The following is a 24459-nucleotide window of genomic DNA, read 5'->3' on the forward strand; positions in this document are numbered from 1 at the left end:
GTGTGGCGGCAGTGAGTCCGACGCGCCGAGACCGACCGTGACGACCGGCGCGTCTTCGACAGCGCCGCCCACGACCGGCACCCCGCCCACACCCGTGCCGACGCACACGGGGTTGCTGCCGAAGACCGCCACCCCCGTCACTCGACCGACAACGGCCATCTCGACGGTCGGACCGCCTACGACGACGCCGAGCCTCATCGCGCCGCCGCCGGAAACCGGCGAGACGGCTGCTCCCGATGAGTCGACTACACCAGTCGAGCCCACGAACCCGCCCACCCAGTGACGAACGCGAATGATGAGCGCGCGTTCGCGCTGCTTCCACTGCTCGGCGCCCTTGCCTCACAGGTCGCGTTCCTCACCGGTGTTCTCTACTACTTCGGCTGGGCGTACAGCCGCGCCTTCTTCGGATACTTCGGCGTGCCTGCTGGAACGCTCGGGTTTTCGACACAGGACTATGTGCTGTTCAGTGTCGGAACGATGTTCGTGCCCCTGCTCGCCACGCTGCTCGCAATACTCGTATTGCTCGCCGCGCGGCGGCTCCCGGCCTGGCACGCGCTCGTCAGCGGGCGGCCACGCGACACCCTGAGATGGTGGGTCCGCGCCTTCGCCCTGGCCGGCACGCTGCTGATCGTGGCGGTCGCCGTCTTGGTCTACGTCCCGACGCCGTTCGCCGCGCCGCTCTCAGTCGAGGCGCCGTTCCTGCTGATCGCGGGCGCGGCGATGATCGGATACGCGAGCTGGTTGCGGTGGCGATACCCGACCGTGCTGGGTGTCCGACGGACGCCTCGCACCGTCATGCAGGTCAGAACCATCGCCCTCGTCGCCGTCGCCATGATCGGCTATGTCTGGGCCGTCGCCGCCTTCGCCGAACGCAAGGGACACGACGACGCCGTGCACCAGGAGGCGGTGCGGTTCGTCGATCGCCCCGCCATCGTCGTCTTCAGTGTCGACCGCCTCGGTATCGAGGGCTCGGGCGCCCAGGTCGGCGAGCTGACCGAACCCAACGGCAGATACCGATACGTGTACAGCGGACTGTGGCTGCTCGCACGCACTTCGGACCGTTACTACCTGCTCCCGCAGCAGTGGCAAGCCAAGCGCGACCGGGTGTTCGTCCTCGAAGACAACGATTCCATCCGCATCGATATCGCGCGGAATCCTTAGCAATGGGTAGCCGTCGCTACGGACGCGGTCCGTTCAGGCCGACATAGAGGTCAGCTCGGGTCGCGAATCCGCATACGGCGCAACGGGACTCAGTTGCAGCACGGTCGGCATCCGGCGCGTGAGGGCGGAGGGGCCGATGAATTCGAGGCGGCCGGTGCGCAGGGCGTGCAGAACCGGGATCCGGCCCAGCCACACCTGGTAGAGCGAGCCGACGTCGGAGCGAATGGTGACGTTCACCGGATAACCGGGGTCGGTGACGCACACCGAGGGCGCGCCGCGTTCGACGACGATCCAGTAGCGGCGCGGGTCGTCGGTGAACCGCACCGCGAGCACCTGCCGCGGGCCGGGAAACGAAGAGGTGTCGACGCGGGTGTGCATCCACCAGACGAGCAGATCGGCGTCGAGCTCGTCCGGGTCGGGTTCGCCGAAGGTCCAGCGCGCCCCCCAGGCGCCGAGGCCGAACAGGATCGGCTCGAGTTCCCGTCCCGCCTCGGTGAGCAGATATCGGCCGCCCAGCTTCTCGACCAACCCGGCCCGCTCGAACTGGCGCAGCCGTTTGGTGAGCAGGGTGCGCGACAGACCCGGCAGGCCGCGGGCCAGGTCGTTGAAGCGGGTGGTTCCGAGGAGCAGGTCGCGCAGGATGAGCAGCGACCAGCGCTCACCCAACAGGTCGAGTGCCCGGGAGACCGGGCAGTACTGGCCGTAGCTCGCCGTCGCTGTCGTCACACCACACCTCGCGTTCTCGTGGTCCATTTCGTGGACCGGAGGAGTCCACTTTCTGCACTATTCGGTTATCGCGTGGCTTCGTAGCTTCGAAACATGACCACTACCGCTATCCCCGCAATGACCCCCACGGACTGGATCGAGCGCGCCCGCTCGGTCGGCGAGACACTGCGCGCCGAGGTCGCCGACCGCGACCGCAGCGGCGAGATCTCCGCACCCGCCTTCGACCTGTTGCGTGACACCGGCCTGTCGGCCGCCCTGGTACCCGCCGAGTACGGCGGGGGCGGCGCGACGCACCGCGACATGGGCGAGGTGCTGCGCGAACTCGGCCGCCACGACCCGTCCACCGCGGTGGCCTTCGCCATGCACGCGCACTTGGTCGCCACCCAAGTCTGGCGGCACAAGCACGGCGCCGACGCCACGCCGCTGTTCCAGAAGGTGGTCGGCGGTGCGCTGCTGGTCAGCACCGGCGCGTCGGACTGGGTCGGCTCCAACGGCCGCGCCGAGCGGGTCGACGGCGGCTATCTGGTGCACGCGCGCAAAGCGCCCGCCAGCGGCTGCGAGATCGGCACCGTGCTGGTCACCAGCGTCCGTTACGACGAAGGCCCGGACGGCCCGCAGGTGCTGCACTGCGCGGTGCCGCTGAGCGCGCCCGGCATCCGCATCGAAAAGACTTGGGACACTTTGGGTTTGCGCGCGACCGGTTCGCACACGGTGGTACTGGACGGCGTGTTCGTCCCCGACGCCGCCATCTCGCTGATCCGGCCCGCCGACGTCTGGCCGCCCCTGCTGAACGTGGTGATCGGCGCGGCGATGCCGCTCGTCCTCGCCGCCTACCTCGGCATCGCCGACGGCGCCGTCGACACCGCGCTGGCCGTGGTGTCCGGTCGCGGCGATCCGCACATCGTGCAGCTCGTCGGCGAGCTGGCCAACGCCCACACCACCGCGGCCGATCTGGTCGAGGCCATGTTCAGCGGCTCGGCGAACCTGGAGTTCGGCAACACCGACGCCTACGCGGCCCGCACCCTCAGCCGCAAGACGGTCGCCGCGGACGCTCTGATCGAGACCGTGCGGCTCGCCATCGAGACGGTCGGCGGCGTCGGCTACTCGCGCTCCAGCGAACTCGAGATGCGTTATCGCGACGTGCACGGCTGCTTGTTCCACCCGCTGCCGCGCGCCAAGCAGATTCTCTTCAGCGGCCATGTTCTGCTCGGACACACCCCGCTCGACTGAACCGCGTGAACGATTCCCTCGTGTTCGGTGATGATGGAACAGCGACGTGCTTCGCCCGCGGGAAGGAAAACCATGGTGTCCGTGCGCAAGATCGCTCGATCCCCGATCGCCTGGGTGCTCACAGCGCTCGTCATAGTCGGTCTCGGCGCGGCGCTCGCGCTGTTCCAGCCTTGGCGGCTCGTCACCGACACCACCGTGAACGAGGCGGTCCCGACCGCGGCGCAGCCCGGCGGGATGCCGGGGATCGATACCGGGGGGCAGCCGCGCACGCTCGCCACGGGGACATTCATTTCCCATGAACACGGCACGTCGGGCACGGTGAGCGTCCTGCGACTGGCCGACGGCAGCCGGGTGCTGCGGGTCGAAGACCTGGACACCTCCGACGGACCGGATCTGCACGTCTGGCTCACCGACGCCCCTGTGCTGGAAGGCAGGGCGGGCTGGGGCGTCTTCGACGACGGCCGCCACGTCGATCTGGGGCAGCTGAAGGGCAACAAGGGCAGCCAGAACTACGCCATTCCGGCCGATGTCGACCTCACCTCTCTCACCAGCGTCTCGATCTGGTGCGACCGGTTCAACGTGTCCTTCGGCGCGGCCGCCCTGCACGCCGCCTGAGGCGTCCCGCACCCGCGAAAAAATGACCCGACAAACGCGGGTTCCCTGTGCCACCATGTGATTCCACGATGATCGCCCTAACCGACGGGGCGATCAGGCGAGTACCTGGAAGGAGGAGGTGGCCCGTGCATCCGAAGATCGCGTATTCGGCGGAAAGCAAAGCCGTACAGCGGTTCTCGATTATCGAGAACGGACAGCCCATGCGCGGCGGCGACGACGTCGCGGCGAGCCACCTCTCGGCCGACCGCTGACGCTCCGGTTCCGCGAGGAACCGCCCGATCGCTCCGCGAACTCGACAACAGAGCGCCGCGAACCAGACGGCGCCGCGCTTCGCTGAATCTTCCACTTTCTCCACGAAACATGGTGAGCCCCATGATGTTCCGACGTGCCGTCGGCCCGGCGGCGTTGACCGCCGACAACTGGATACACAGCGGCGTCCTCGTATTGAACGCCTCCTACGAGGCGCTCGACGAGGTCGCCGCCGAGCGCGCGGTCGTGCTGTTGATCAGCGGCGCCGCCGAATCCGTCGCCGACCGGGAGCCGCACTTCCCGATCCGGTCACGGAACATGGAGATCGCCCTCCCGGAGACCATTCGACTGCTTCGCTACGTCTACATCGAGCACACCGCCCGGGTGCACGACGAGAGCCGCGCCACCCTGGCGGCCGTGCTGCGGCGCGACGCGCACCGATGTGGCTACTGCGCGGGCTGGGCGCGCACCGTCGACCACATCCGTCCGCGCAGCCGCGGTGGCCCCAACACCTGGAGCAACCTGATCGCGGCGTGCGCGCCGTGCAACACGCTCAAGGCCGACCGGACGCCGGAGGAAGCGGGCATGCGGCTGCTGTGGCAGCCGAAGGCGCCCGATCCGCTGGCCAAGCGGCAACGCCAGATCTGGAAGCAGCTGGCGAGCACCTGAGAACCGAGAAAGGAGTAAGGATCCATGACCGTCCGAACATCACCGACCGGTGCCGAGCTCACGCTCGCCGACCTGCTCCCGCTCTCGGACGCCCGAGGGTGGCATCGGGCCGCGTGCCGCGGTGATCCCAATCACGAGGCCTGGTTCCCGTACCCGTCACAGGACTTCGACTACGCGCGCGGCATCTGCGCGAGCTGCCCGATCCGGTCGGCCTGTGCCGAGTTCGCCGCCGACACCGGCCAGTCCGGTGTGTGGGGTGGGCACGAGTTCGACCGCGGGCGGATGATCCGCGAATAACCGGCCGCCGAGCCGCCGACGCACCACGACGTCGGCGGCTCGCGTACGTCGAGGCGCCCGGCGCCGCGCGCGCCGATCCGGTGGACTCGCCGGGCGGGCGAACCGGCGGTGACCATACACTGTACCGCCGTGGGCACTCATCGCAGCGGGACCAGATCTCGAGGTATCAGCAAAGGTCCGGTTATCGCAGTGGTGGCCATTCTGCTACTCGGCGCCGCGGTTTTCGCCTGGGTCCAGTTCCGCGACCGGGCTGCCGATCGCGACAGCGCGGCGGCCGCGGAGTGCGTGGAGGGACCCTCGACGCTGTTCGTCACCGTCGATCCCGACCTCGAGGCGCCGGTGCGCGCCATCGCCGACAAATACAACGCCACCGAGCCGCAGGTGCGCGATCACTGCGCGCGCGTCTCGGTGACGGCGCGACCCTCGGCCGAGGTGGCCGAGGCGTTCCGTGCGGGCGGCGCGTGGAACCCGGCGCTGGGACCGCAACCCGCACTGTGGATTCCGAGCTCCTCGCGTGCCGTCGAGATCATGCGGGTGCCGGGACTCGTTGCGGGAGAACCGAGTCCGATCGCCGGCAGCCCCATCGCGCTCGGCGTGCCCGAGCAGGTACGCGCCGCGCTGGAGGACGCGCGGATCGCGTGGGGCGATCTGCCTCGCCTGCAACAGGGTTCGCTCGGCGAGCTCGGCCTGTCCGGTTGGGGCGGGTTGCGCATGGCGCTGCCGGACGGCGACGCCACCCTGGCCGCCGCGGTCGCGGTCGGTTCGGCCGTGGCGGGCGAGGAGCCGCTGACCGACGCGGGCGCGCAGTCCGGCCAGGTGGTCGCCGCGGTCTCCGGCTTGGCGTCCGGCGCGCCGGAGGCCGCGGACACCGCAGCCGCCCTCGCCGCGATCGCCGATCCGGCCCATGCCGCGAACTCCGCCATCCACGCGGTAGCCGCTACTGAACAGCACATAGCCGGGCAGCCCGGTGTCGCCGTCTTCCGACCCGCGGGCAACCCGCCGGTGGCCGATCATCCCGCCGCGCTCATGTCGGGCCCGTGGGTCGACCAGACGCAGAACCTGATCGCCGGACTGTTCGTCGATTACCTGCGCAACCCCGAACAGGCACCGTTCTTCACCAGCGCGGGCTTCACCGCGGTGCCCCCGCCCACCGGTCCCGGCGCGTCGCGCGCCGCGCTGGACAAGCTGCGGTCCACCCTCGCGCATCCGGTGCTCGGCGTGCATTCCACGGTGTTGCTCGACGTGTCGGCATCCATGTCGACCGCCGAGGGCGCGAGCACTCGACTGGCGAACACGCTCGGCGCGCTGCGATCGACCATGAACGTCATGCCGCCGGACTTCGGCCTCGGCGTCTGGACCTTCGGCAAGAGCCTCGACGGCGTCAACCCGTACCGAGTGCAGGCCCGCACCGCCGCCCTCGCCGACGGCCAGCGCACCGCGATCGACACCGCGCTGAGCGCTGTGCGCGCCACCGAGACCCGGACCGACCAGGCCTATCCGGCTCTGCTCGCCGCGTACCGCAGCGCCGTCAACGGCTACGCCGAGGGACGGACGAACTCGGTGCTGCTCATCACCGACGGACCCGACGACGACTCCTCGGTGACCGGCGCGCAGCTGCTCGCCGATCTCGCGGCGGCCGCCGACCCGGATCGCCCGGTGCGCGTCGACGTCGTCGTGATCGGCGGCAACGGCACCGACACGCTCCAGACCGCGGCCCAGCGCACCGGCGGCACCTACACCCGGCTGGCCACCTCGAACGACCTCAGCTTCGGCAGCGCGGTCGTCCAGGCGCTCACCACGCCGTAGGAGCGGCGGCACCTGCACCCGGCTCGCCACCTCGAACGACCTGAGTTTCGGCAGCGCGGTCGTCCAGGCGCCCACCACTTCGTAACGCCGGGCACCGCGGTCGATCGGGCGCTCAGCGCTCTGTAGGTGTGCCGGAGCGCGGTTCCGTCGTCGACTCGCCCCCTCGTGCGCGAAGCCGGGCGGCCTGTTCGCGGCCGTCCGGTTCGACACCTACGAGCGCGCCCGACTCCATGGCAACCCAGATCAGGCCGTCCGTGCCGACCGCCAAACCGTGTGGTTCCCCACCGGGAAGGTCGAGCTCGCCGATCTCCCCAGCGGTGGTGACCCAGCCGAGCCGGGAGCTCCCCCACTGCGTAAACCACAGCGCCCCACCGGGTCCCGCGATGATCGCGTGCGGACGCGCGGCGCGATCGGGCAGCGGGAACTCCTCGATCGCCCCGTCGACGGTGATTCGGCCGATCTGTCCCGCGCCGATCTCGACGAACCACAGCGCGCCGTCGGGGGCCGCTGTGATCCCCACCGGGTTCGCTTGCTCGGTCGGCAGCGGATACGTGGTGATCGCGCCGTCCGTGGTAGCGCGGCCGATGGCGTTGGCCTGGTTCAGGGTGAACCAGAGCGCGCCGTCGGGGCCCGGCGTGATCATCGAGGGCATCCCCTCGACCGGGTATCGGGTGATCGTCCCGTCGTCGGACAGTCGCCCGATGTGCCCGGACTGGAGTTCGGTGCACCACAGCGCGCCGTCCGGTCCGAGGCACAGACCGTACGGTGCGTCCGCGGCGACGAAGGACAGCACGCCGTCCGCGCCGATCCGGCCGATCCGGTTCCCGCGAAACTCCGTGAACCAGACCGCGTCGTCGGGCCCCGAGACGATCACCGTCGGCTGCCCGTCGGCCGGGTCGAGGGCGAAGGTCTCGATGCTCTCCCCCGCCCACCGGCCGACCGCACCCTGGGCGGCCATCGTGAACCAGAGCGCGCCCGCCTTGTCGACGGTGACGCCGTACGGCGCACCCGGCGCCTCGATTGTCGTGCGGACCTCAGGCAAATTCGTGCACTTCCTTTCGTTCTCCACGAAACCGGCGGCGCAGCGCCCGGTCGTGGCTGACCACGACCACCGCGCCCGGATACGCACCGAGCGCCTGCTCCAGGTCCTCCACCAGCGCGAGGGACAGGTGGTTGGTCGGCTCGTCGAGCAGCAGCAGATCGTGCTCGCCTGCCAGCACCCTGGCCAGCGCCAGCCTGCGGCGCTGCCCTTCGGACAACGCTCCGACAGGCACGTCGAGCGCGCTCCGATGGAACAGCCCGGTCGACACCAGCGCGTCCCTGCCGTGGCCGTAGGCCTGGGCGACGGTCTGCGCCGAATCGAACGCGACCTCCTGGCGCAGGTAGCCGACCCGGCCCGGGGTGCGGGCGTAGATCGCGTCCAGCAGAGTCGACTTGCCGGAGCCGTTGGGGCCGTCGATCAGCAGCCGGTCGCGCGGGCCAAGGGTGAGTTCGCCGATCTCGAACGACTTCGCCTGTGCCGCACCGAATCTGCCGCGAAATCGCAGCGGCTTCGGTGGCGGCGGCACGGGGTCGTCGGTCAACCTGCGCAACCGCTCGGCCGTCTGCCGCACGCGCGAGGAGATGGAACTCTGCACCCGGCCCGCGTTGCGGTCGTAGGCCATCTTGTTGTTGTCCTTCATCACCCGGCCCACCGCGACCCGGTGCGCGGTGGTCGCCGAGAACTCCTCGAGCCGCCGGATCTCCTCCCGCCACTGCGCGTAGGCCTGCTCCCAGCGCTGCCGCGCCGCGGCCTTCTCGGCGAGGAAGCCGGTGTAGCCACCGCCGAATCGGGTGACGCCGCCCTGGTCGACCTCGATGATCGCGGTCACCACGCGGTCCAGGAAGACCCGGTCGTGCGAGACCACCACGACGGTGCCTCGATGGCCGCGCAGGCGGTCCTCCAACCAGGTCAGTGCCGCTTCGTCGAGGTGGTTGGTCGGCTCGTCGAGCAGCAGGATCTCGGGGGACGCCGCCAGCAGGCAGGCCAGACCGAGCCGCGCCTGCTCGCCGCCGGACAGACTCGCCACCGCGCGGTCGCGCCCGATGCCCGCGAGCCCGAGGCCGTGCATCGCCTTGTCGACCCTGGCGTCGGCGTCGTAACCGTCCCTGGCCTCGAAGGCGGTGAGCAGCTCGCCGTAGGCGTCCACGTCCTGCGCGGCGGCGGCTTCCAGCATTCGCCGTTCGAGGTCGCGCAGTTCGGCCAAGGCCAGATCGATGGCGTCGGCGACGGTCTCACCGACCAGAGTTTGGCCGAGATAGCCGATGCCGCCCGGCGCGTCGACGGTCACGGCGCCGTCGTCGGCGCGCTCGGCTCCGATCATGAGGCGCAGCAATGTCGACTTGCCCGAACCGTTCTCCCCGACGATGCCGACTCGTTCGCCGGGCCGGATCGTGAGCGTGACGCCGTCGAGCACGCGGCGGTCGCCGTAGGACTTCGCGACACCCCGGAGGGTCAGCTGGGTGGTCAGATGGAACTCCAATCGCTACTTGTGTAGCTTTAAGCTAACAAACAGTCCGATTTAACGCAACAGGAGTTGTCTTTGGAGACGCAGAAACGTCCCGGCGGCCGCAGCGCGCGGGTCCGCGACGCGGTGCGCGCGGCCACCCTCGCGGAGCTCGCCGAGCACGGCTACCAGGGGCTTTCGGTGGACGCGGTGGCCCAGCGTTCTGGGGTGCACAAGACCACGGTCTATCGCCGCTGGCGCAGCCCGGAAGGACTGATCGCCGACGCGCTCGACCTGGCCGCCGCCGAACCGTGGCCGATTCCGGACACCGGCACGCTCGCCGAGGACCTGCGCGCGCTGACCGAACTGGTGCGAACCGGCTTCGCCGACCCGGAAGCGGGTCCGGTCGCGAGCGCGTTCATCGCCGCGGCCATGCAGAATTCCGCCGCCGCGACCGCGCTGCACGACTTCTACCAGGCGCGCCACCGGCAGTCGGCCGAACTCGTGCGGCGCGCAGTCGACCGCGGCGACCTCCCGTCCACCGTCGACGCGGAGCAGATCGTCCGCTTCGCTGTCGCGCCGATCTTCTACCGGCTGTTCATCTCCCGCGAACCGGTGACCGCCGAGGACGCGCGCGTGGCGGCCGACGCGGCCCTCGCCGCGGCACGTGCTCTGAGCTGAGTCCGAACACACGAAAGCCGCCGCGCCGAGGTGCTGTCCTCGGCGCGGCGGCTCGCGTCGCGTGTCAGTCGGTGTAGGCGTCCAGCGGCGGGCAGGAGCACACCAGGTTACGGTCGCCGTACGCGCCGTCGATGCGCCGCACCGGCGGCCACACCTTGGCCCTCGCGTGTGCGAGACCCCTTGGGTAAACGGCGATTTCGCGGCTGTAGGGGTGTTCCCAGTCGCCGACCAGGCTGGCCGCCGTGTGCGGCGCGCCGCGCAGCGGGTTGTCCTCCACCGGCCAGACGCCCGCGCCGACCTGATCGATCTCGGCGCGGATGGCGATCATCGCCTCGATGAAATCGTCGAGCTCGGCGAGGTTTTCGCTCTCGGTCGGCTCCACCATCAGCGTTCCCGCGACCGGGAAGCTCATGGTCGGCGCGTGGAAACCGTAGTCCGCGAGGCGCTTCGCCACATCGTCGACGGTGACGCCGGTGCGTTTGGTGATCTCGCGCAGGTCGAGGATGCACTCGTGCGCGACCATGCCGTTCTCGCCGGTGTAGAGGACGGGGAAGTGCTCGTTCAGCCTACGCGCCACATAGTTGGCCGAGGCGATGGCCGAAAGGGTGGCGCGACGCAGGCCCTCGGCGCCCATCATCCGGATGTAGGCCCAGGTGATCGGCAGGATCGAGGCGGAACCGTACATGGCCGCCGACACCGCGTGCGAACCGCGCTCGAGCGGGTCGCCGGGCAGGTACTTCGCCAGGTGCTCGCGCACCGCCACCGGCCCGACGCCCGGACCGCCGCCGCCGTGCGGGATGCAGAAGGTCTTGTGCAGGTTCAGGTGGCTGACGTCGCCGCCGAACTTGCCGGGACGGGCGAGGCCGACGAGCGCGTTGAGGTTCGCGCCGTCCACGTACACCTGGCCGCCCGCGTCGTGGACCAGCGCGCACAGCTCGGCCACCTCGTGCTCGTACACACCGTGCGTGGACGGGTAGGTGATCATGATGCAGGCCAGCCGGTCGGCGTGGTCGGCGATCTTCGCGCGCAGGTCGTCCAGGTCGACGTCACCGTTGTCGCGGCACTTGACCACCTCGACGCGCATGCCGACCATGGCCGCGGACGCGGCGTTGGTGCCGTGCGCGCTGGACGGGATCAGGCAGGTGTCGCGGTGCGTGTCGCCGCGGTCCAGGTGGTAGCGGCGGATGGCGAGCAGCCCGGCGTACTCACCCTGGCTGCCCGCGTTCGGCTGCAGGCTCACCGAGTCGTAGCCGGTGATCTCGCAGAGCCAGTTCTCCAGATCGGCGACGACCTTCAGCAGACCGGGCGCGTCCTCGACCGGCGCGTACGGGTGCACCCTGGCGAAACCGGGCCAGGTGATGGGCTCCATCTCGGCGGTCGCGTTGAGCTTCATGGTGCACGAGCCGAGCGGAATCATGCTGCGGTCCAACGCGATGTCCTTGTCGGACAGCCGCCGCAGGTAGCGCAGCATCGCGGTCTCGGTGTGGTAGCTGGTGAACGCCGGATGGGTCAGGAACTCGGTGGTGCGCGTCTCGACGGAGGCGGCGGGGGCGGCCGCGGCGTCGTCCAGCGACCGTGCGGTGCCGAAGGATTCGAGCACGGCGGCGACGTGCGCCGAGGTGGTCGCCTCGTCGCAGGCGATGGCGACGTGGTCGGCGTCGACGAGGCGCAAGTTGATACCACGCGACTTCGCCTTGGCCACAACGGCTTCCGCGCCACCGGGGACGTGCGCGAGCACGGTGTCGAAGAAGGTGGCGTGCACGACGGCGCCGTCCAGGCCCGCCGCGATGGCCGCCGCGTGGCCGTGCACTCGCCGCGCGATCGCCCGCAGTCCGTCCGCGCCGTGGTAGCTCGCGTACATCGCGGCCACGATGGCCAGCAGCACCTGGGCGGTGCAGATGTTCGAGGTCGCCTTCTCGCGACGGATGTGCTGCTCGCGGGTCTGCAGAGCCAGCCGGTAGGCGAGATCGCCGTCCGCGTCCACCGAGACGCCGACCAGCCTGCCCGGCAACTGCCGCGCGAACTGCCCGCGCACCGCCAGATACCCGGCGTGCGGACCGCCGAAGCCGAGCGGAACGCCGAAGCGCTGGGTGGTGCCGAAACAGGCGTCGGCGCCCTGCTCGCCCGGCGGGGTGATCAGCGTCATCGCGAGCAGGTCCGCGCCCACCGCGACCAACGCGCCGCGCTCGTGCGCCGCCGCGATCACGGCCGTCCAGTCGACTATCCGGCCGGAGGCGCCCGGCGCCTGCAACAGCACGCCGAAGAAGTCGCCCTCGGGCAGCTCGCCGGTCGACAGATCCGCCTCGACGATCTCGATGCCCAGCGGCTCGGCCCTGGTCTCCAGCACGGTGCGGGTCTGCGGGAACAGGTCCGCGTCGACGAGCAGCCGCGCCGACTTCGACCGGCCCGCCCTGCGCAGCAGCGTCATGGCCTCGGCCGCCGCGGTCGCCTCGTCCAACATGGACGCGTTGGCGACTTCCATGCCGGTCAGATCCGAGACCATGGTCTGGAAGTTGAGCAGCGCTTCGAGGCGGCCCTGGCTGATCTCCGGCTGGTAGGGCGTGTACGCGGTGTACCAGGCCGGATTCTCCAGCAGGTTGCGCACCAGCACCGGCGGGGTGAGGGTGTCGTAGTAGCCGAGGCCGATCATCGAGGCGGCCACGGTGTTGGCGTGCGCGAGCGCGGCCAGCTCGGTGAGCACCTCGTGCTCGGTGGCGGCGGGCGGCAGCGCGGCGAGCGCCCCGGCCGCGGAGTCGTCGAGGATGCTGGCGGGCAGCGCGGCGGTCGCCAGGTCGTCCAGCGATCCGACGCCGACGACGGGCAGGATCCGGGCTAGTTCGTCCCGGTCGGGTCCGATATGACGGTCGGCGAATGATCGAGTCACGGCAGCAGCTCCATGGTCGGGCGGGTCGATGCCGTGTCGAGGGACGCGGTGTCGACGGGTACCAGCCCTCCCCCTCTGTCGTGGTGCCTGAGAGATTCGGGCGACCCGGCCGGAGCCGGTCCCCTTTCCCCATGGGCGGGCGGCCCTGCGCACAGCGCAGACCACCGCTTTCCAGAGGCGCCGAAGCCCGTACGGTCCCTGTTGCCTGAGAGATTGACGGGGAGGTGCTGCTCCTTCGGCGCCCGGTCTGCTCGAGACCGGGACTCTCCCGCACGGCGGCGACGCACCGTCAGTTTATGTCGCCGCCCCGCGAAACAAGGTCTCCGCCCCGGTGTCGCCCTCGTCACTCCGCGCGAGCACGCCGAAAAAGGCCACCGTCCCTCGTGGGAGACGGTGGCCTCGATTCGCCGATATCAGCCGGTCGCTCTGTTCATCCGCGCCTTGCGCCGGAACGCCAGCTCGTCCTCCGGACGCTCGGTCGCGCTGCTGGCGCGCTCGGCGGGGAAGTTGGCGATGGCGCCGGTCAGCTCGCGCATGGCGCCGCTGACCGCGATACCGAAGACGCCCTGCCCACCCTGCAGTAAATCGACTACCTCCTCGGGCGAGGTGCACTCGTACACCGAGGTGCCGTCGGAGAACAGGGTGATGCCCGCCAGATCCTGGACGCCCCTGCTGCGCAGATGATCCACGGCGATGCGGATGTTCTGCAGCGAGATCCCCGCGTCCAGCAGCCGCTTCACGATCTTGAGGACCAGGATGTCCTTGAACGAGTACAGCCGCTGACTTCCCGAACCCGCCGCGCTGCGAATGGAGGGGACCACGAGCCCGGTCCGCGCCCAGTAGTCGAGCTGCCGGTAGGTGATTCCAGCGACCTGGCACGCGCTCGGCACACGGTAACCGACTAGTTCATCGGGTACGGAGTCATCCGGGAACAGGCCGGGCTGAACCTCTGAGCCCTCGGTCGGACGAACGTCCGGCCGCCGCACATCCTGCGATTGCTCTGCCACTGACCACTCCCTTGCTCCGCAGACGCCTAGCCTCATCGATGGCCCGGCTCCGGTGATGACCAACAACCCGTCATTCCGGACGTGGCCCAACTATCGAGATTACTCCCGTTGATTCTCTCGGGAGCGACATCGTCGGACCAAACGCGACGCGCGGTAAAAGTCTTCAGCTGTAGTTGAGGTCTAGAAGATTTTCGCGAAACCCTTCAGCTGTCGGTGGCTTTGAAGTCGTCCGGCGACACCGACTCGAGGAACTCCTTGAACTTCTCCACCTCGTCCTCGCGCTCGTCGGGCATCACCAGCCCGGCCTCCTCGAGCACCGACTCCTCGGCGTGGATCGGGCAACCGACCCGCAAGGCGATGGCGACCGAGTCCGACGGACGAGCCGAGATGCGTAGCTCGTTGTCGAAGACGAGATCCGCGTAGAAGGTGCCCTCCTGCAGATCCACGATCCTGACTTCCTTGAGGGTGTGCCCGAGCTCGGTGATCAAGATCTTGATCAGATCGTGGGTCAGCGGGCGGATGGGAGTCACCCCCTCCTGCTCCAGCACGATGGCGGTCGCCTCGGCCTGGCCGATCCAGATCGGCAGGTACCGATCCCCCGACACCTCGCGCAGCAGCAACACGGGCTGGTTCTGCGGCTGCTCGACGCGGATGCCGATCACGCGCATTTCACTCATGCCTGCGCCTCGCTAACGCTCGGCTCCGGCATGCGCGAAGCACGCTGACACATGATTCGCTCGCTGCGCTCGCTCATAGCACTGCCTCCCATATTCGCCGGCCGCCCGACCTGACCGCTGCAGAGCTCGCCGTACCACGAGTCTAGGCGAACCGACAGCGGTGCTGCGATCGGTGTGCACAGCCGAAATCGGCGTGTTGCCGGGGTGGAACACAGGCGCGGAGGTCAGCTTCCGAGAGAGTTGCGTACCGAGGCTTTCACCAGGCAGGTGTGCAGCGTCAGCGACAGTGCCGCGAGTTCGCGCACTGTTTCCTCGGCCCTTGCTCGCGCGCCCGCGTCGCGGCTCTTCGCGATCGGCGCGGCGATCTGGGCGAGCAGCGCCGCCTCCCGGTCCGCGGCCAGTTTGAAGGCGCGCAGATGCCGTGCTTCCAGACCGAATTCGGCCATGGCGCGGGCGGTTCTGGCCAACGTCACCGCCTCGCCGTCGAAGAATCCCGCGGCGCCCGGTGCGATCAGGTTGGCCCGGATCAGATCGTTGAGGAATCTCTCGTCGATCTCGGCCTGCTCCAGCAGATCGGCTCGGGTGAGCCGGATTTCGTGATCGAAGCGCAACTCGTCGGGCGAGACCTCGCCGGGCACCACGCCCAATCGGCGCGGCGCGGCCACCCGCGCGGCACGGCCGCCCTGCGCACCGACGGGGCCGGAATCGGCGGCCGCGACCGGCCCCGACTCCGCACCACCCGGACGACCGGAGTGCGCTCGGGCGCGGGCTTCCCGCACACCGAGCGTGGCCGCCCCGCTGTCGATCGCTTCGAGTTGCTCCTTGATCACCTTCAGCGGCAGGTACTGATCGCGCTGGGCGGTCAGCACGAACCTGAGCCGTTCGCAGTCCGCGACCGAGAACCTGCGATAGCCGGACGGCGTACGCTCCGGCCGGATCAGGCCCTCGGCTTCGAGGAACCTGATCTTCGAGATGGTGATATCGGGGAAGTCGGGTCGCAGCAGGTCGAGAACGGAGCCGATCGACATTCCTCCGCGCGCCCACTGCGCCGCGCCCGTCACAGCGCCGTGCCTTTCACACACATCGGCGCCCGCGGCGCGAGCGAAGGGCCCGGAGGCGGCAGCGGAGCGTGACCACGCAGGGACCCGCGAACACCGCCCTCCGAACCAGTGCTCATAGACTGCCCGCACCCGCCGACGGCTCGTTCACGGAGGCGCGCGGTCCGGTGAGGAACACGAGCCGGAACTTGCCGATCTGGACCTCGTCGCCGTTCTGCAGCTCCGAGGAGTCCACCGGTTCCCGGTTCACGTAGGTGCCGTTCAGGCTGCCCACATCCACCACCTGGAAGGTGTCGTCGTCCTGCCGGAACTCGGCGTGCCGACGGCTGACGGTGACGTCGTCGAGAAAGATGTCACTGTCGGGGTGACGACCCGCCGAAGTGGTCGGCTGATCCAGGAGGAACCGCGATCCCGCGTTCGGCCCGCGCTTGACGACCAGGAGGGCCGCGCCGACCGGCAGACCCTCGACCCCTTGGACCGGCTGTTCGCCGGTCTGCTCACCGGAGCGCGACGCGTCGACCTCGTTCAGGAAATCCGCGCGGAAGACCGACGTCGTCTCGGCCGCGGTCTCCTGGTAACCCGGGTCTTTGTTCTCGCTCACCGTTTCTCTCCTCCTCGAACCTGATTATCCATGCAAGCAGGTGATGCTTCGCCGACACGACCGGTCGTGTCGCTAGAACACCGGCATCGGATGCCGGCACATCTGTTGGCTTTGACCGTACCCTGCCGGGGCGTGCCCGTGCAGGTAGAACTGGGAAGGCCGCGTCAGGCCCCGATAACTCCTTGATAACCTGCCGCATCCAGCAGTTCACCCAGCGTGACATCGAGCCCGTCGGCGTCCGCCGCCTCCAGCTCGAACAACCACCCCGCACCGTACGGATCGGTGTTCAGCAGCTCCGGCTCGCTCGCGAGTTCACCATTCACCGCAACGACTTTCGCGTCCAGCGGCGCGTAGATGTCCGAGACGCTCTTGGTCGATTCGACCTCGGCGATGCTCTCGCCCGCGTTCGCCTCCCGGTCCGCGTCGGGCAGCTGCACGAACACGACGTCACCGAGCTGCGACTGCGCGTAGTCGGTGATGCCGACCCGCACCCGATTCGGGGCGACCCGGCGCACCCACTCGTGCTCTTCGGTGTACCGCAGATCCTCCGGGGTTAGGGGCACTGGGCGTCCTTTCGTAGTGAACGTTGCACGCAACCTTATCCGCTATGGGTGACGGTGCCCCACAGCCGGTATCGCTCGCGCCACCGCAATGGCCTTGCCCGCGTAGAGCACGCCGGTCCACAGATACACCGCCGTGCCCCAGACCAGGAAGGCCCCGCCGAAGGCCCGGCCGAAACCGTCCAGCGCCCAATCCATCTGTCCGGCAAGCAACCAGGGCAGCGCGGACATGAGCGCGAAGGTGGCCGCCTTGCCCAGATAGATGACCTCGGGCGGATCCAGATCGCGTCGTTTGTACACCGAGAGGGTCAGGGTCAGCAACAGGTCGCGCCCGACGAGCAGCAGCGCGACCCACCACGGCAGCAGACCGCGGATCACGAAGGCCAGCAAGGTGGTCACCAGGAAGAGCCGGTCGACGAACGGGTCGAGCAGCGCGCCGAGGCGCGAGCCCTGATCGAGCAGCCTGGCCAGCTTGCCGTCCAGGAAATCGGTGACGCCGCTGGCGACGAGCAGCGCGAAGGCCCAGCCGTCGGCTCGTTCGACGAGCAGCAGCCACAGGAACAGCGGGACGCCGATCAACCGCAGCACGCTCAGCACGTTCGGGACGGTGAGGATGCGGTCGTCGAACACCCCGCCGCCGGTGTCGGCGCGCTCGCCGGGTTCGGTGGTCCCCGATTCCGTTGTCACACGCCAGTGCTTACCGCACGAACCCCGCGGACCGCCATCCGGGCTCGCCGTGGGATTACGCCACAACACCCACCGTGAAAGAATGAGTATGAAAATATCTCATCATCGATAGGTGAGGAGAGGATGTCATGCCCGCATTCGACTACGACGTGGTAGTGATCGGTTCCGGGTTCGGCGGCAGCGTGAGCGCCCTGCGGCTGACCGAGAAGGGGTACCGGGTGGGCGTGCTGGAGGCCGGGCGGCGGTGGACGGCCGACGACCTGCCGAGCACGAATTGGAACGTGCGTAAATCACTTTGGGCCCCGCGCCTCGGTCTCACCGGACCGCAGCGGATCAGCATCCTCGGCAAGTGCGCGGTGTTCTCCGGCGCCGGCGTCGGCGGCGGCTCGCTCATCTACGGCAACACCCTCTACGAGCCGCTGCCGAACTTCTACACCGACCGGCAGTGGGCGCACATCACCGACTGGCAGTCCGAGCTGGCGCCCTACTACGACCAGGCCAAGCGCATGCTCGGCGTGGCAGCCAACCCGCGCATGACGCCCGCCGACGAGGTGATCAGGGAGATCGCCGACGATCTCGGCGTCGGCGACACCTTCCACGCCACGAACGTCGGCGTCTTCTTCAACGAATCCGATCCGGGCGCCGAGGTCGACGACCCCTACTTCGGCGGGGCGGGCCCGCGCCGCCGCGGCTGCGTGCACTGCGCGCGCTGCTTCACCGGCTGCCCGCACAACGCCAAGAACACCACCACGACCAACTACCTCTACCTGGCCGAACAGGCGGGCGCCGAGGTCCATCCGCTGACCACCGCGACCGCGGTGCGCCCGCTGTCCGGCGGCGGCTACGCCGTGCAGACCGAGCGCTCGGATCGCTGGATTCGCAAGCAGCGCAATACCTTCACCGCCGAGCAGGTGGTGTTCGCCGGCGCCGCGCTCGGCACCCAGAAGCTGCTGCACCGGATGCGCGACGAGAAGATCCTGCCCGGCCTCTCGCCGCGGCTCGGTGAACTGACCCGCAGCAACTCCGAAGCAATCCTCAATGTGGTGAGCCGCTCGCGCCGCGACTTCGCCGAGGGCATCGCGATCACCTCCTCCATCCACCCGGAGGCCGACACCCACATCGAGGTCTGTCACTACGGCAAGGGCCAGAACGCGCTGTTCCCCATGTCGGTGCCGATCGTGGACGGCGGCGCGTTCCGCTTCCTGCGTTTCCTGCTGGCGATCCTGGTGCACCCGTTGGTGTTTCTGCGCAGCCTGAACGCCAGGCACGCCTCGGAGAAGTCGGTGATCCTGCTGGTGATGCAGTCGCTGGACAACTCGCTGACCTCGTTCCGCAAGCGCGGGCAGCTCAAGACCAGGCAGGGCACGGGCGAGCCGAACCCGACCTGGATACCGCTCGCGCACGAGGTCGGCCGCCGCTTCGCGGACAAGGTGGACGGCGACACCCACGGCCTGATCATGGACGTCTTCGACATCCCGGCCACCGCGCACTACATCGGCGGCTGCGTCATCGGCGAGAGCGCGGAGACCGGCGTGGTCGACCCGTACCAGCGGGTGTTCGGGCATCCGGGCCTGCACGTCGCGGACGGGTCGGCGGTCACCGCGAATCTCGGCGTGAACCCCTCGCTGACCATCACCGCCCAGGCCGAACGGGCCATGGCCTTCTGGCCCAACAAGGGGCAGGCCGATCCGCGCCCCGCGCTCGGCGAGCCCTACCGCCGCATCGATCCGGTCGCGCCGGTCCGGCCCGCCGTCCCCGCCGCCGCGCCCGGCGCCCTGCGCTTGCCGATCACGCCGGTCGATCCCCCGGTCCCCGCGAGCTGAGGACGATACGCCGGAATCGGCGGCGGCAGGATAGCGTGATCGGTTGTGTCCGACAGTGGTATCGATCTGCGCTCCTACGTCCCCGCCGAGGACGTGCGGGCCAAGGGGCGCGCCCTGCGCGAGCGCGTCCCGGTGACGGCGCGCGACCGCGAAGCCGCGGGCGAGCGGCGTCCGGACGTGCTGGAGTTCCTGCGCGCCGCGCACGCGGACCGGCTGCCGCACCTGGTGCCGCTGCGGGTGGGGCGCATGATGTCCGGGCCGTTCACGTTCTACCGCGGCGCGGCCGGACTGATGGCCGCCGATCTCGCGGGCGGGCCGGTCAGCGGGGTCGACGCGCAGCTGTGCGGTGACGCGCACGCCGCGAACTTCGGCCTCTACGGCACCTCGCGCGGCGAGATCATCATGGACATCAACGATTTCGACGAGACGATCGCCGGTCCGTGGGAGTGGGATCTGGAGCGGCTCGCCGCCAGCCTGGTGCTGGCCGGGCGCGAGTCCGGCGCCGACGAGGACGACTGCCGCACGGCCGCGCGCGACGCCGCCCGCGCCTACCGGCTCGCCATCGACGCGCTCGCCGAGCAGCCGTTCATGGAGTCCTGGAGCGCGCTGCCCGACGAATCGGTGATCAGCAAGGCCAAGGCCGACGACCTGCTCGACGACTTCAAGAAGGCGGCGAAGAAGGCGCGCAAGAACACCAGCGCCAAGGTCGCCGCCAAATGGACCACGCATCTCGACGACCACGAGACCGGCATCAGCAAGCACCGATTCGTCAGCGACCCACCGGTTCTCACCGCGGTCGAGGACGCCGTGGAGCAGGCCGTCATCGACGGACTGGAACGCTACGGCGACACGCTGCGCGAGTCGCGGCGCAACCTGCTGGCCCGGTTCGCGGTGTCCGACATCGCCTTTCGCATCGTCGGCACCGGAAGCGTCGGGCTGCACAGCTATGTCGCGCTGCTGCACGGCAACGACGGCGAGGTGCTGGTGCTTCAGCTCAAGCAGTCGATACCGTCCGCGCTGGCACCGTACCTGCCCGCGCCGCCGGTGCGGCACGAGGGCGAGCGAATCGTCCAGGGCGCCAGGCTCGTTCAGTCCGAGAGCGATATCCTGCTCGGCTGGACGACGCTCGAACTCGGCGAGCGGAAGCTGCCCTTCATCGTCCGGCAGTTCCGCAATTTCAAGGGCAGCATCGATCCGGCCGGGCTCTCCGCGGGCGACCTGGACGACTACGGCAGGCTGGCGGGCGCGCTGCTGGCCCGCGCGCATTCGCGCTCGCTCGACCCACGCCTGCTCTCGGGCTATCTGGACGGCGACGAGCGCTTCGAGGACGCGGTCGCGGCCTTCGCGGTGCGCTACGCCGACCGCACCGAGGCCGATCACGCCGAACTCGAACGCGCGGTCCGGGCGGGCGAACTCGCCGCGGAGATTCCCGAATGAAAGGTGCCGCGCGTCCAACACGCCGTGCGGCACCGTCGGCGCGGCGCGCCCCGCGCCGTTGCTCGTATCCTGTCCACTGTCGAGTGACGACGTGAAGGGCGGTCGCGAATGCTCGTACGAGTACAGAACCCGGCTGGCACGAATGCCGAACGGGCACTGATCGACTGGCTGCGCACCTGGAAGGACCCGGCCAGTCCGCACGGCGTGGCCACCATCAATTGCAGCCTGTTCCACAAGGACCGGCTGCACCAGTTCGACGCCGTCGTCTGGACGCCGACGAGCTGCGTGGTGATCGAGGCCGAAGCGCTCGTCGCCCGCCAGGACGGCGTGCTCGAGATCCCGCTCAACGGACCGTGGACCATCAACGGCGAGACCGCCGCGATGGAGGGCCGCGACCGGCGCACGCCGCTGGAGAAGTCCAGGGAACACACCTTCGCGTTGCAGGACTGGCTGTCGGCCCGCGGCCTCGGGCAGCGCGCGGTGCACGGCGTCGCGCTCGTGGTGCCGCTGCGCGGGGCCGAGCTCCAGATCCAACAGGCTTGGAGCGACCCGAGTTTCGACGTCATCCTCGGCACCGACCCCGGTAGGCTGCGGCACTACTTCGAGACCCTCGCCGACAGCGAGAAGCACCTGTGGACCGCCAACGACGTCGCGGTGGCCTTCCGCGGTCTCGGCATTCTCCCCTATCTGCCCGCGCCGCAGGATCTGCTCAACGAGGGCTTCCTCGGCCCCATCGACATCACGCTGTGGCACGGCGGCCCGCAGCAGGCGCAGGCCGAGGCCTACGCCGAGGAGCTCGCCCAGCTGGAGCGCGACGCGCAGAAGCCCGCCTTCCAGGCGCCGTGGTACAGCCCGTGGAAGCTCTACCCGACCGAGCGCGGCGACATCGACATGGGCCGTGCGCTCATGCGCGCGGTGCTCACGGTAGGCATGGTGGCGGCCATCGCGTGGGTGCTGTGGTTCGTGGTCACCGCGATCCTGACCTACGGGCCGGGCTGATCATCGATTCGGTTCGCCGACTGATCGCGGCCGATCCGGCTGTCCACGCCGACCGGCTCGAACGGCTGCACGGCCGCCGACCGCAGGGGTGATCGACGTCGCGCGCCCAGCTGCTCCGCTCCGCACGCGTACCGGCGCGGCATGTGACGGTCGGTCCGCACGCTGATCGACGATCACCGACCGCGCGGGGGTGACCGCGCCCCGCTATCGTCGACCGGTGATGGACGGACGGCAGGCATCCGGCGCGGTGCGCGCGTACACCGGCGTGCTGTGCGCGGTGATCGCCCTGACGATCCCGTCGTCGTTCCCCGCGGACGGCGGGCGCACGGATCTCGATCGGGCGGTCGAGGAGCCGGTCCGCGCGACGCTGGACGGGTATCGCGGCGTCTACCACGTCCTCGTCGTGCCGAGCAACGCCTACATCCTGCTTCCGCTGCTCTGCGCCGCGACCGCGTGGTTCGCCTACCGCCGCGAATGGTGGCGCGCCGCAACGATGTTCGTGGTTCCGGAAGTGGCCCTCGCGATCAACACCTGGGTGCTGAAACCGCTGTGGGACCGCCCGCTGCACGACTATCTGGCCTACCCGAGCGGGCACACCGTGCACCTGGTCGCGATCGCGGCCACGTTCGTCCTGCTGACGGATTCGACCGGAGCCCGGCGTACGGTCGCGGTGGTGGCCGTCGTCGCGCTCGGTGGTGTGGCGGTGGGCATGATCGGGCTCGACTACCACCTCGCCACGGATGTGCTCGGCGGTGCGGCCGCGGCCGTCGCGATGGTGCTCGCCCTGTGCGCGATCACCGATTCGCTCGCGGGCGCTGTCTCCCGTGACGCGCTCGGCGCGGACCGCACCGCCCCCGATCAGCTCCGCTCGTAGACGCTGGCGTCGTCGAGCAGCGCGGCGCGCAACATGCTCTCCGGCACGCCCATCCCCTCGACGAGGGTCAGCGCGTGCGGGCGCAGCCGGTCCACCAGCTCGTTCACGCCGCGGCGGACCGCCTTGGCTCGCTCCACCGACATGAACCGGTGCATGATGAACCAGGCCGAGTTCTCCTCGAGCATGGTGTAGACGAACAGATCGCACACGAGGTCGGCGAGCGCCTTGGCCTCCGGATCCTCGATGTCGCCGATGCCTTCGATGAAGGCTTCCAGCACCAGCCGGTCGATGTGCGCGGAGCCCGCGGCCAGGATGTGGTCCTGGGCGTTGTTGAACGCCTCGAAGGGACCGGTCTCCTCGGCCCGCGCGCGCAGCCGGTGCGCGGCGGTGCGCACCAGGTAGTCCTCGCGGTCGGCGAACAGCTGCAACTGCACCGCGCGCCGTGACAGATCGCCCTCGTCCACGCCGTCGTCGCCGCGGTCGCGCAGCGTCTGGATGAGCTGACGCACACCGGAACGCTTACGCACCACGTCGCCCGCCATGGTGGCCGCGAAGCGCACCCAGCCGAGCGCGTCCAGATCGCGGATCTCGTCGGCGTACGCGGTCAGCAGTTCCTTGGCGACCAACTGCGTGAGGACTACGTTGTCACCTTCGAACGTGGTGAACACATCGGTGTCACCCTTGAGCGTCACCAGGCGGTTCTCGGTGAGATACCCCGCGCCGCCGCAGGCTTCGCGGCACTCCTGGATGGCGCGGGTGGCGTGCCTGGTCTGGGCGACCTTCAGGCCCGCCGCGCGCTTCTCCAGCGCGCGCTGCGCGTTCGGCTCCAGATCCTGACCGGTCTGCACCAGGTGCATGCGGCGCACCAGGTCGTTCTGCGCGAAGGCGTAGGCGTAGGACTTCGCCAGCAGCGGCAGCAGCCTGCGCTGATGACTGCGGTAGTCCAGCAGCACCGTCTCCTCGCCGGTGTCCGGGTCGGAGAACTGCCTGCGCTTCAGCGCGTAGCGCAGCGCGATGCTCAGCGCGACCCGCGCGCCCGCCGCCGCCGCGCCGCCCACGCTGACCCGCCCGCGCACCAGCGTGCCGAGGGTGGTGAAGAAGCGGCGGCTCGGGTTCTCGATCTCCGAGCTGTAGGTGCCGTCGGGCGCGACGTCGGCGTACCGGTTGAGCAGGTTCTCGCGCGGCACGCGGACGTGGTCGAAGACGATGCGGCCGTTGTCGACACCGAGCAGGCCGCCTTTGAGTCCGTCGTCGGAGGTGGTCACGCCGGGCAGATCGGCGCCCTGCTCGTCGCGGATCGGCACCAGCAGGCAGTGCACGCCCTGGTTCTCGCCCTTGGTGATGAGCTGGGCGAAGACCGCGGCCATCCGGGCGTGCTCGGCGGCGCCGCCGATGTAGTCCTTGCGCGCCGAGGGCGTCGGACTGTGCACCACGAATTCCTCGGTGTCGGGATCGTAGGTGGCGGTGGTCTCGATGTTGGCGACGTCGCTGCCGTGCCCGGATTCGGTCATCGCGAAGCAACCGAGCAGGTCCAGCGAGATCAGCCTGCGGATGTAGTCGCGGTGGCGTTCGGTGCCGAGATTCTCCACCGCGCCGCCGAACAGGCCCCACTGCACGCCCGCCTTCACCCACAGCGAGAGGTCCGCGTAGGCGAGCATCTCCAACCCGGTGACGGCCGCGCCCGGTTCGCTGGTTCCGCCGTTCTCCCTGCGGAATCCGCGCTCGGCGTAGCCCAGGGTCGCGATCACGCGCATCTGGTCGAGCACGCGGGCTCGCGCCGCCTTGTAGTCGAGGTAGGGATCGCCGGTGAATTCCTGTCCGGCCAGTTGGGTTCGGGCCTCCTCGCGGACGGACCCCCACGGTCCGTCGAGTGCCGCACGAAGGTGTTCTGCCGTCGTAGAGCTGCTGCCGGTTGCCATGACTTCGACCATA

The 24459-nt window shown here is 69.6% G+C and carries 23 protein-coding genes and 1 riboswitch; of the genes, 12 read left to right on the plus strand and 11 right to left on the minus strand.

The window, feature by feature from the left end:
* Positions 1-279 precede the first annotated feature (279 nt).
* Complete coding sequence (locus AB0H49_RS09800) at positions 280-1161, plus strand: hypothetical protein (RefSeq protein ID WP_357249391.1); 882 nt, start codon at positions 280-282, stop codon at positions 1159-1161.
* Positions 1162-1194: 33 nt separating this feature from the next.
* Here the strand turns inward: AB0H49_RS09800 and AB0H49_RS09805 are convergent, their stop codons facing one another.
* A complete protein-coding gene (locus AB0H49_RS09805) occupies positions 1195-1887 on the minus strand; it encodes a helix-turn-helix domain-containing protein (RefSeq protein ID WP_357249393.1) in 693 nt (230 codons plus the stop codon).
* Between the two features lie 93 nt (positions 1888-1980).
* On the opposite strand from AB0H49_RS09805, the gene AB0H49_RS09810 reads away from it, so the two are divergent.
* The 6 genes from AB0H49_RS09810 to AB0H49_RS09835 all read left to right on the plus strand — a co-directional run bounded on the left by AB0H49_RS09810 (position 1981) and on the right by AB0H49_RS09835 (position 6753).
* On the plus strand, positions 1981-3117 hold the full coding sequence (locus AB0H49_RS09810; protein WP_357249397.1) for an acyl-CoA dehydrogenase family protein: 1137 nt from the start codon (positions 1981-1983) through the stop codon (positions 3115-3117).
* A gap of 72 nt (positions 3118-3189) precedes the next feature.
* On the plus strand, positions 3190-3732 hold the full coding sequence (locus AB0H49_RS09815; RefSeq protein ID WP_355002696.1) for a DM13 domain-containing protein: 543 nt from the start codon (positions 3190-3192) through the stop codon (positions 3730-3732).
* Positions 3733-3857: 125 nt separating this feature from the next.
* Positions 3858-3983, plus strand: a complete 126-nt coding sequence (locus tag AB0H49_RS09820) for a hypothetical protein (RefSeq protein WP_357249400.1) — start codon at positions 3858-3860, stop codon at positions 3981-3983.
* A 121-nt stretch (positions 3984-4104) separates the two neighbouring features.
* A complete protein-coding gene (locus AB0H49_RS09825; RefSeq protein ID WP_357249403.1) occupies positions 4105-4650 on the plus strand; it encodes an HNH endonuclease in 546 nt (181 codons plus the stop codon).
* Positions 4651-4674: 24 nt separating this feature from the next.
* Complete coding sequence (locus AB0H49_RS09830; protein WP_355002699.1) at positions 4675-4947, plus strand: WhiB family transcriptional regulator; 273 nt, start codon at positions 4675-4677, stop codon at positions 4945-4947.
* Between the two features lie 192 nt (positions 4948-5139).
* Positions 5140-6753 (plus strand): substrate-binding domain-containing protein, encoded by a 1614-nt coding sequence (locus tag AB0H49_RS09835; protein ID WP_357249406.1) that lies wholly within the window; start codon positions 5140-5142, stop codon positions 6751-6753.
* A 112-nt stretch (positions 6754-6865) separates the two neighbouring features.
* On the opposite strand, the gene AB0H49_RS09840 is transcribed toward AB0H49_RS09835, so the two are convergent.
* The gene (locus AB0H49_RS09840; protein ID WP_357249409.1) at positions 6866-7795 is read right to left on the minus strand and encodes a virginiamycin B lyase; all 930 of its coding nucleotides are present in this window, start codon (positions 7793-7795) and stop codon (positions 6866-6868) included.
* Positions 7788-9275, minus strand: coding sequence for an ABC-F family ATP-binding cassette domain-containing protein (locus tag AB0H49_RS09845; RefSeq protein WP_357249413.1), 1488 nt, complete (start codon positions 9273-9275; stop codon positions 7788-7790). Before AB0H49_RS09845 ends, AB0H49_RS09840 begins: the two co-directional genes overlap by 8 nt.
* A 60-nt stretch (positions 9276-9335) precedes the next feature.
* Here AB0H49_RS09845 and AB0H49_RS09850 point away from each other — a divergent pair, with 60 nt between their 5' ends.
* Entirely contained in the window at positions 9336-9920 is a 585-nt protein-coding gene (locus tag AB0H49_RS09850) for a TetR/AcrR family transcriptional regulator (RefSeq protein ID WP_355002703.1), read from the plus strand.
* A 64-nt stretch (positions 9921-9984) separates the two neighbouring features.
* On the opposite strand, the gene gcvP is transcribed toward AB0H49_RS09850, so the two are convergent.
* The 7 genes from gcvP to AB0H49_RS09885 all read right to left on the minus strand — a co-directional run bounded on the left by gcvP (position 9985) and on the right by AB0H49_RS09885 (position 17337).
* Complete coding sequence (gcvP, locus tag AB0H49_RS09855; protein WP_357249416.1) at positions 9985-12804, minus strand: aminomethyl-transferring glycine dehydrogenase; 2820 nt, start codon at positions 12802-12804, stop codon at positions 9985-9987.
* A gap of 182 nt (positions 12805-12986) precedes the next feature.
* Positions 12987-13085: riboswitch (glycine riboswitch) on the minus strand.
* A 132-nt stretch (positions 13086-13217) separates the two neighbouring features.
* Complete coding sequence (locus AB0H49_RS09860; RefSeq protein ID WP_067778562.1) at positions 13218-13811, minus strand: MerR family transcriptional regulator; 594 nt, start codon at positions 13809-13811, stop codon at positions 13218-13220.
* A gap of 203 nt (positions 13812-14014) precedes the next feature.
* Positions 14015-14488 (minus strand): bifunctional nuclease family protein, encoded by a 474-nt coding sequence (locus AB0H49_RS09865; RefSeq protein ID WP_067778565.1) that lies wholly within the window; start codon positions 14486-14488, stop codon positions 14015-14017.
* Positions 14489-14712: 224 nt separating this feature from the next.
* The gene (locus AB0H49_RS09870; protein ID WP_355002705.1) at positions 14713-15516 is read right to left on the minus strand and encodes a MerR family transcriptional regulator; all 804 of its coding nucleotides are present in this window, start codon (positions 15514-15516) and stop codon (positions 14713-14715) included.
* 145 nt (positions 15517-15661) lie between these two features.
* Entirely contained in the window at positions 15662-16147 is a 486-nt protein-coding gene (locus AB0H49_RS09875) for an FHA domain-containing protein (protein WP_067839009.1), read from the minus strand.
* 164 nt (positions 16148-16311) lie between these two features.
* On the minus strand, positions 16312-16710 hold the full coding sequence (gene gcvH / locus AB0H49_RS09880) for a glycine cleavage system protein GcvH (protein WP_355002706.1): 399 nt from the start codon (positions 16708-16710) through the stop codon (positions 16312-16314).
* Positions 16711-16752: 42 nt separating this feature from the next.
* Entirely contained in the window at positions 16753-17337 is a 585-nt protein-coding gene (locus AB0H49_RS09885) for a CDP-alcohol phosphatidyltransferase family protein (RefSeq protein WP_355003084.1), read from the minus strand.
* 185 nt (positions 17338-17522) lie between these two features.
* On the opposite strand from AB0H49_RS09885, the gene AB0H49_RS09890 reads away from it, so the two are divergent.
* From AB0H49_RS09890 to AB0H49_RS09905, 4 genes are all read left to right on the plus strand, one after another.
* Positions 17523-19217 (plus strand): GMC family oxidoreductase, encoded by a 1695-nt coding sequence (locus AB0H49_RS09890; protein ID WP_357249422.1) that lies wholly within the window; start codon positions 17523-17525, stop codon positions 19215-19217.
* A gap of 45 nt (positions 19218-19262) precedes the next feature.
* Complete coding sequence (locus tag AB0H49_RS09895) at positions 19263-20654, plus strand: DUF2252 domain-containing protein (protein WP_357249425.1); 1392 nt, start codon at positions 19263-19265, stop codon at positions 20652-20654.
* A gap of 108 nt (positions 20655-20762) precedes the next feature.
* The gene (locus AB0H49_RS09900) at positions 20763-21653 is read left to right on the plus strand and encodes a nuclease-related domain-containing protein (protein WP_355002709.1); all 891 of its coding nucleotides are present in this window, start codon (positions 20763-20765) and stop codon (positions 21651-21653) included.
* Between the two features lie 220 nt (positions 21654-21873).
* Positions 21874-22527, plus strand: coding sequence for a phosphatase PAP2 family protein (locus AB0H49_RS09905; RefSeq protein ID WP_357250064.1), 654 nt, complete (start codon positions 21874-21876; stop codon positions 22525-22527).
* On the opposite strand, the gene AB0H49_RS09910 is transcribed toward AB0H49_RS09905, so the two are convergent.
* Entirely contained in the window at positions 22512-24446 is a 1935-nt protein-coding gene (locus AB0H49_RS09910) for an acyl-CoA dehydrogenase (RefSeq protein WP_355002710.1), read from the minus strand. The two genes, AB0H49_RS09905 and AB0H49_RS09910, sit on opposite strands and share 16 nt — an antisense overlap.
* Positions 24447-24459 lie beyond the last annotated feature (13 nt).

The organism is Nocardia sp. NPDC050713 (assembly GCF_040654315.1).
GTDB lineage: Bacteria > Actinomycetota > Actinomycetes > Mycobacteriales > Mycobacteriaceae > Nocardia.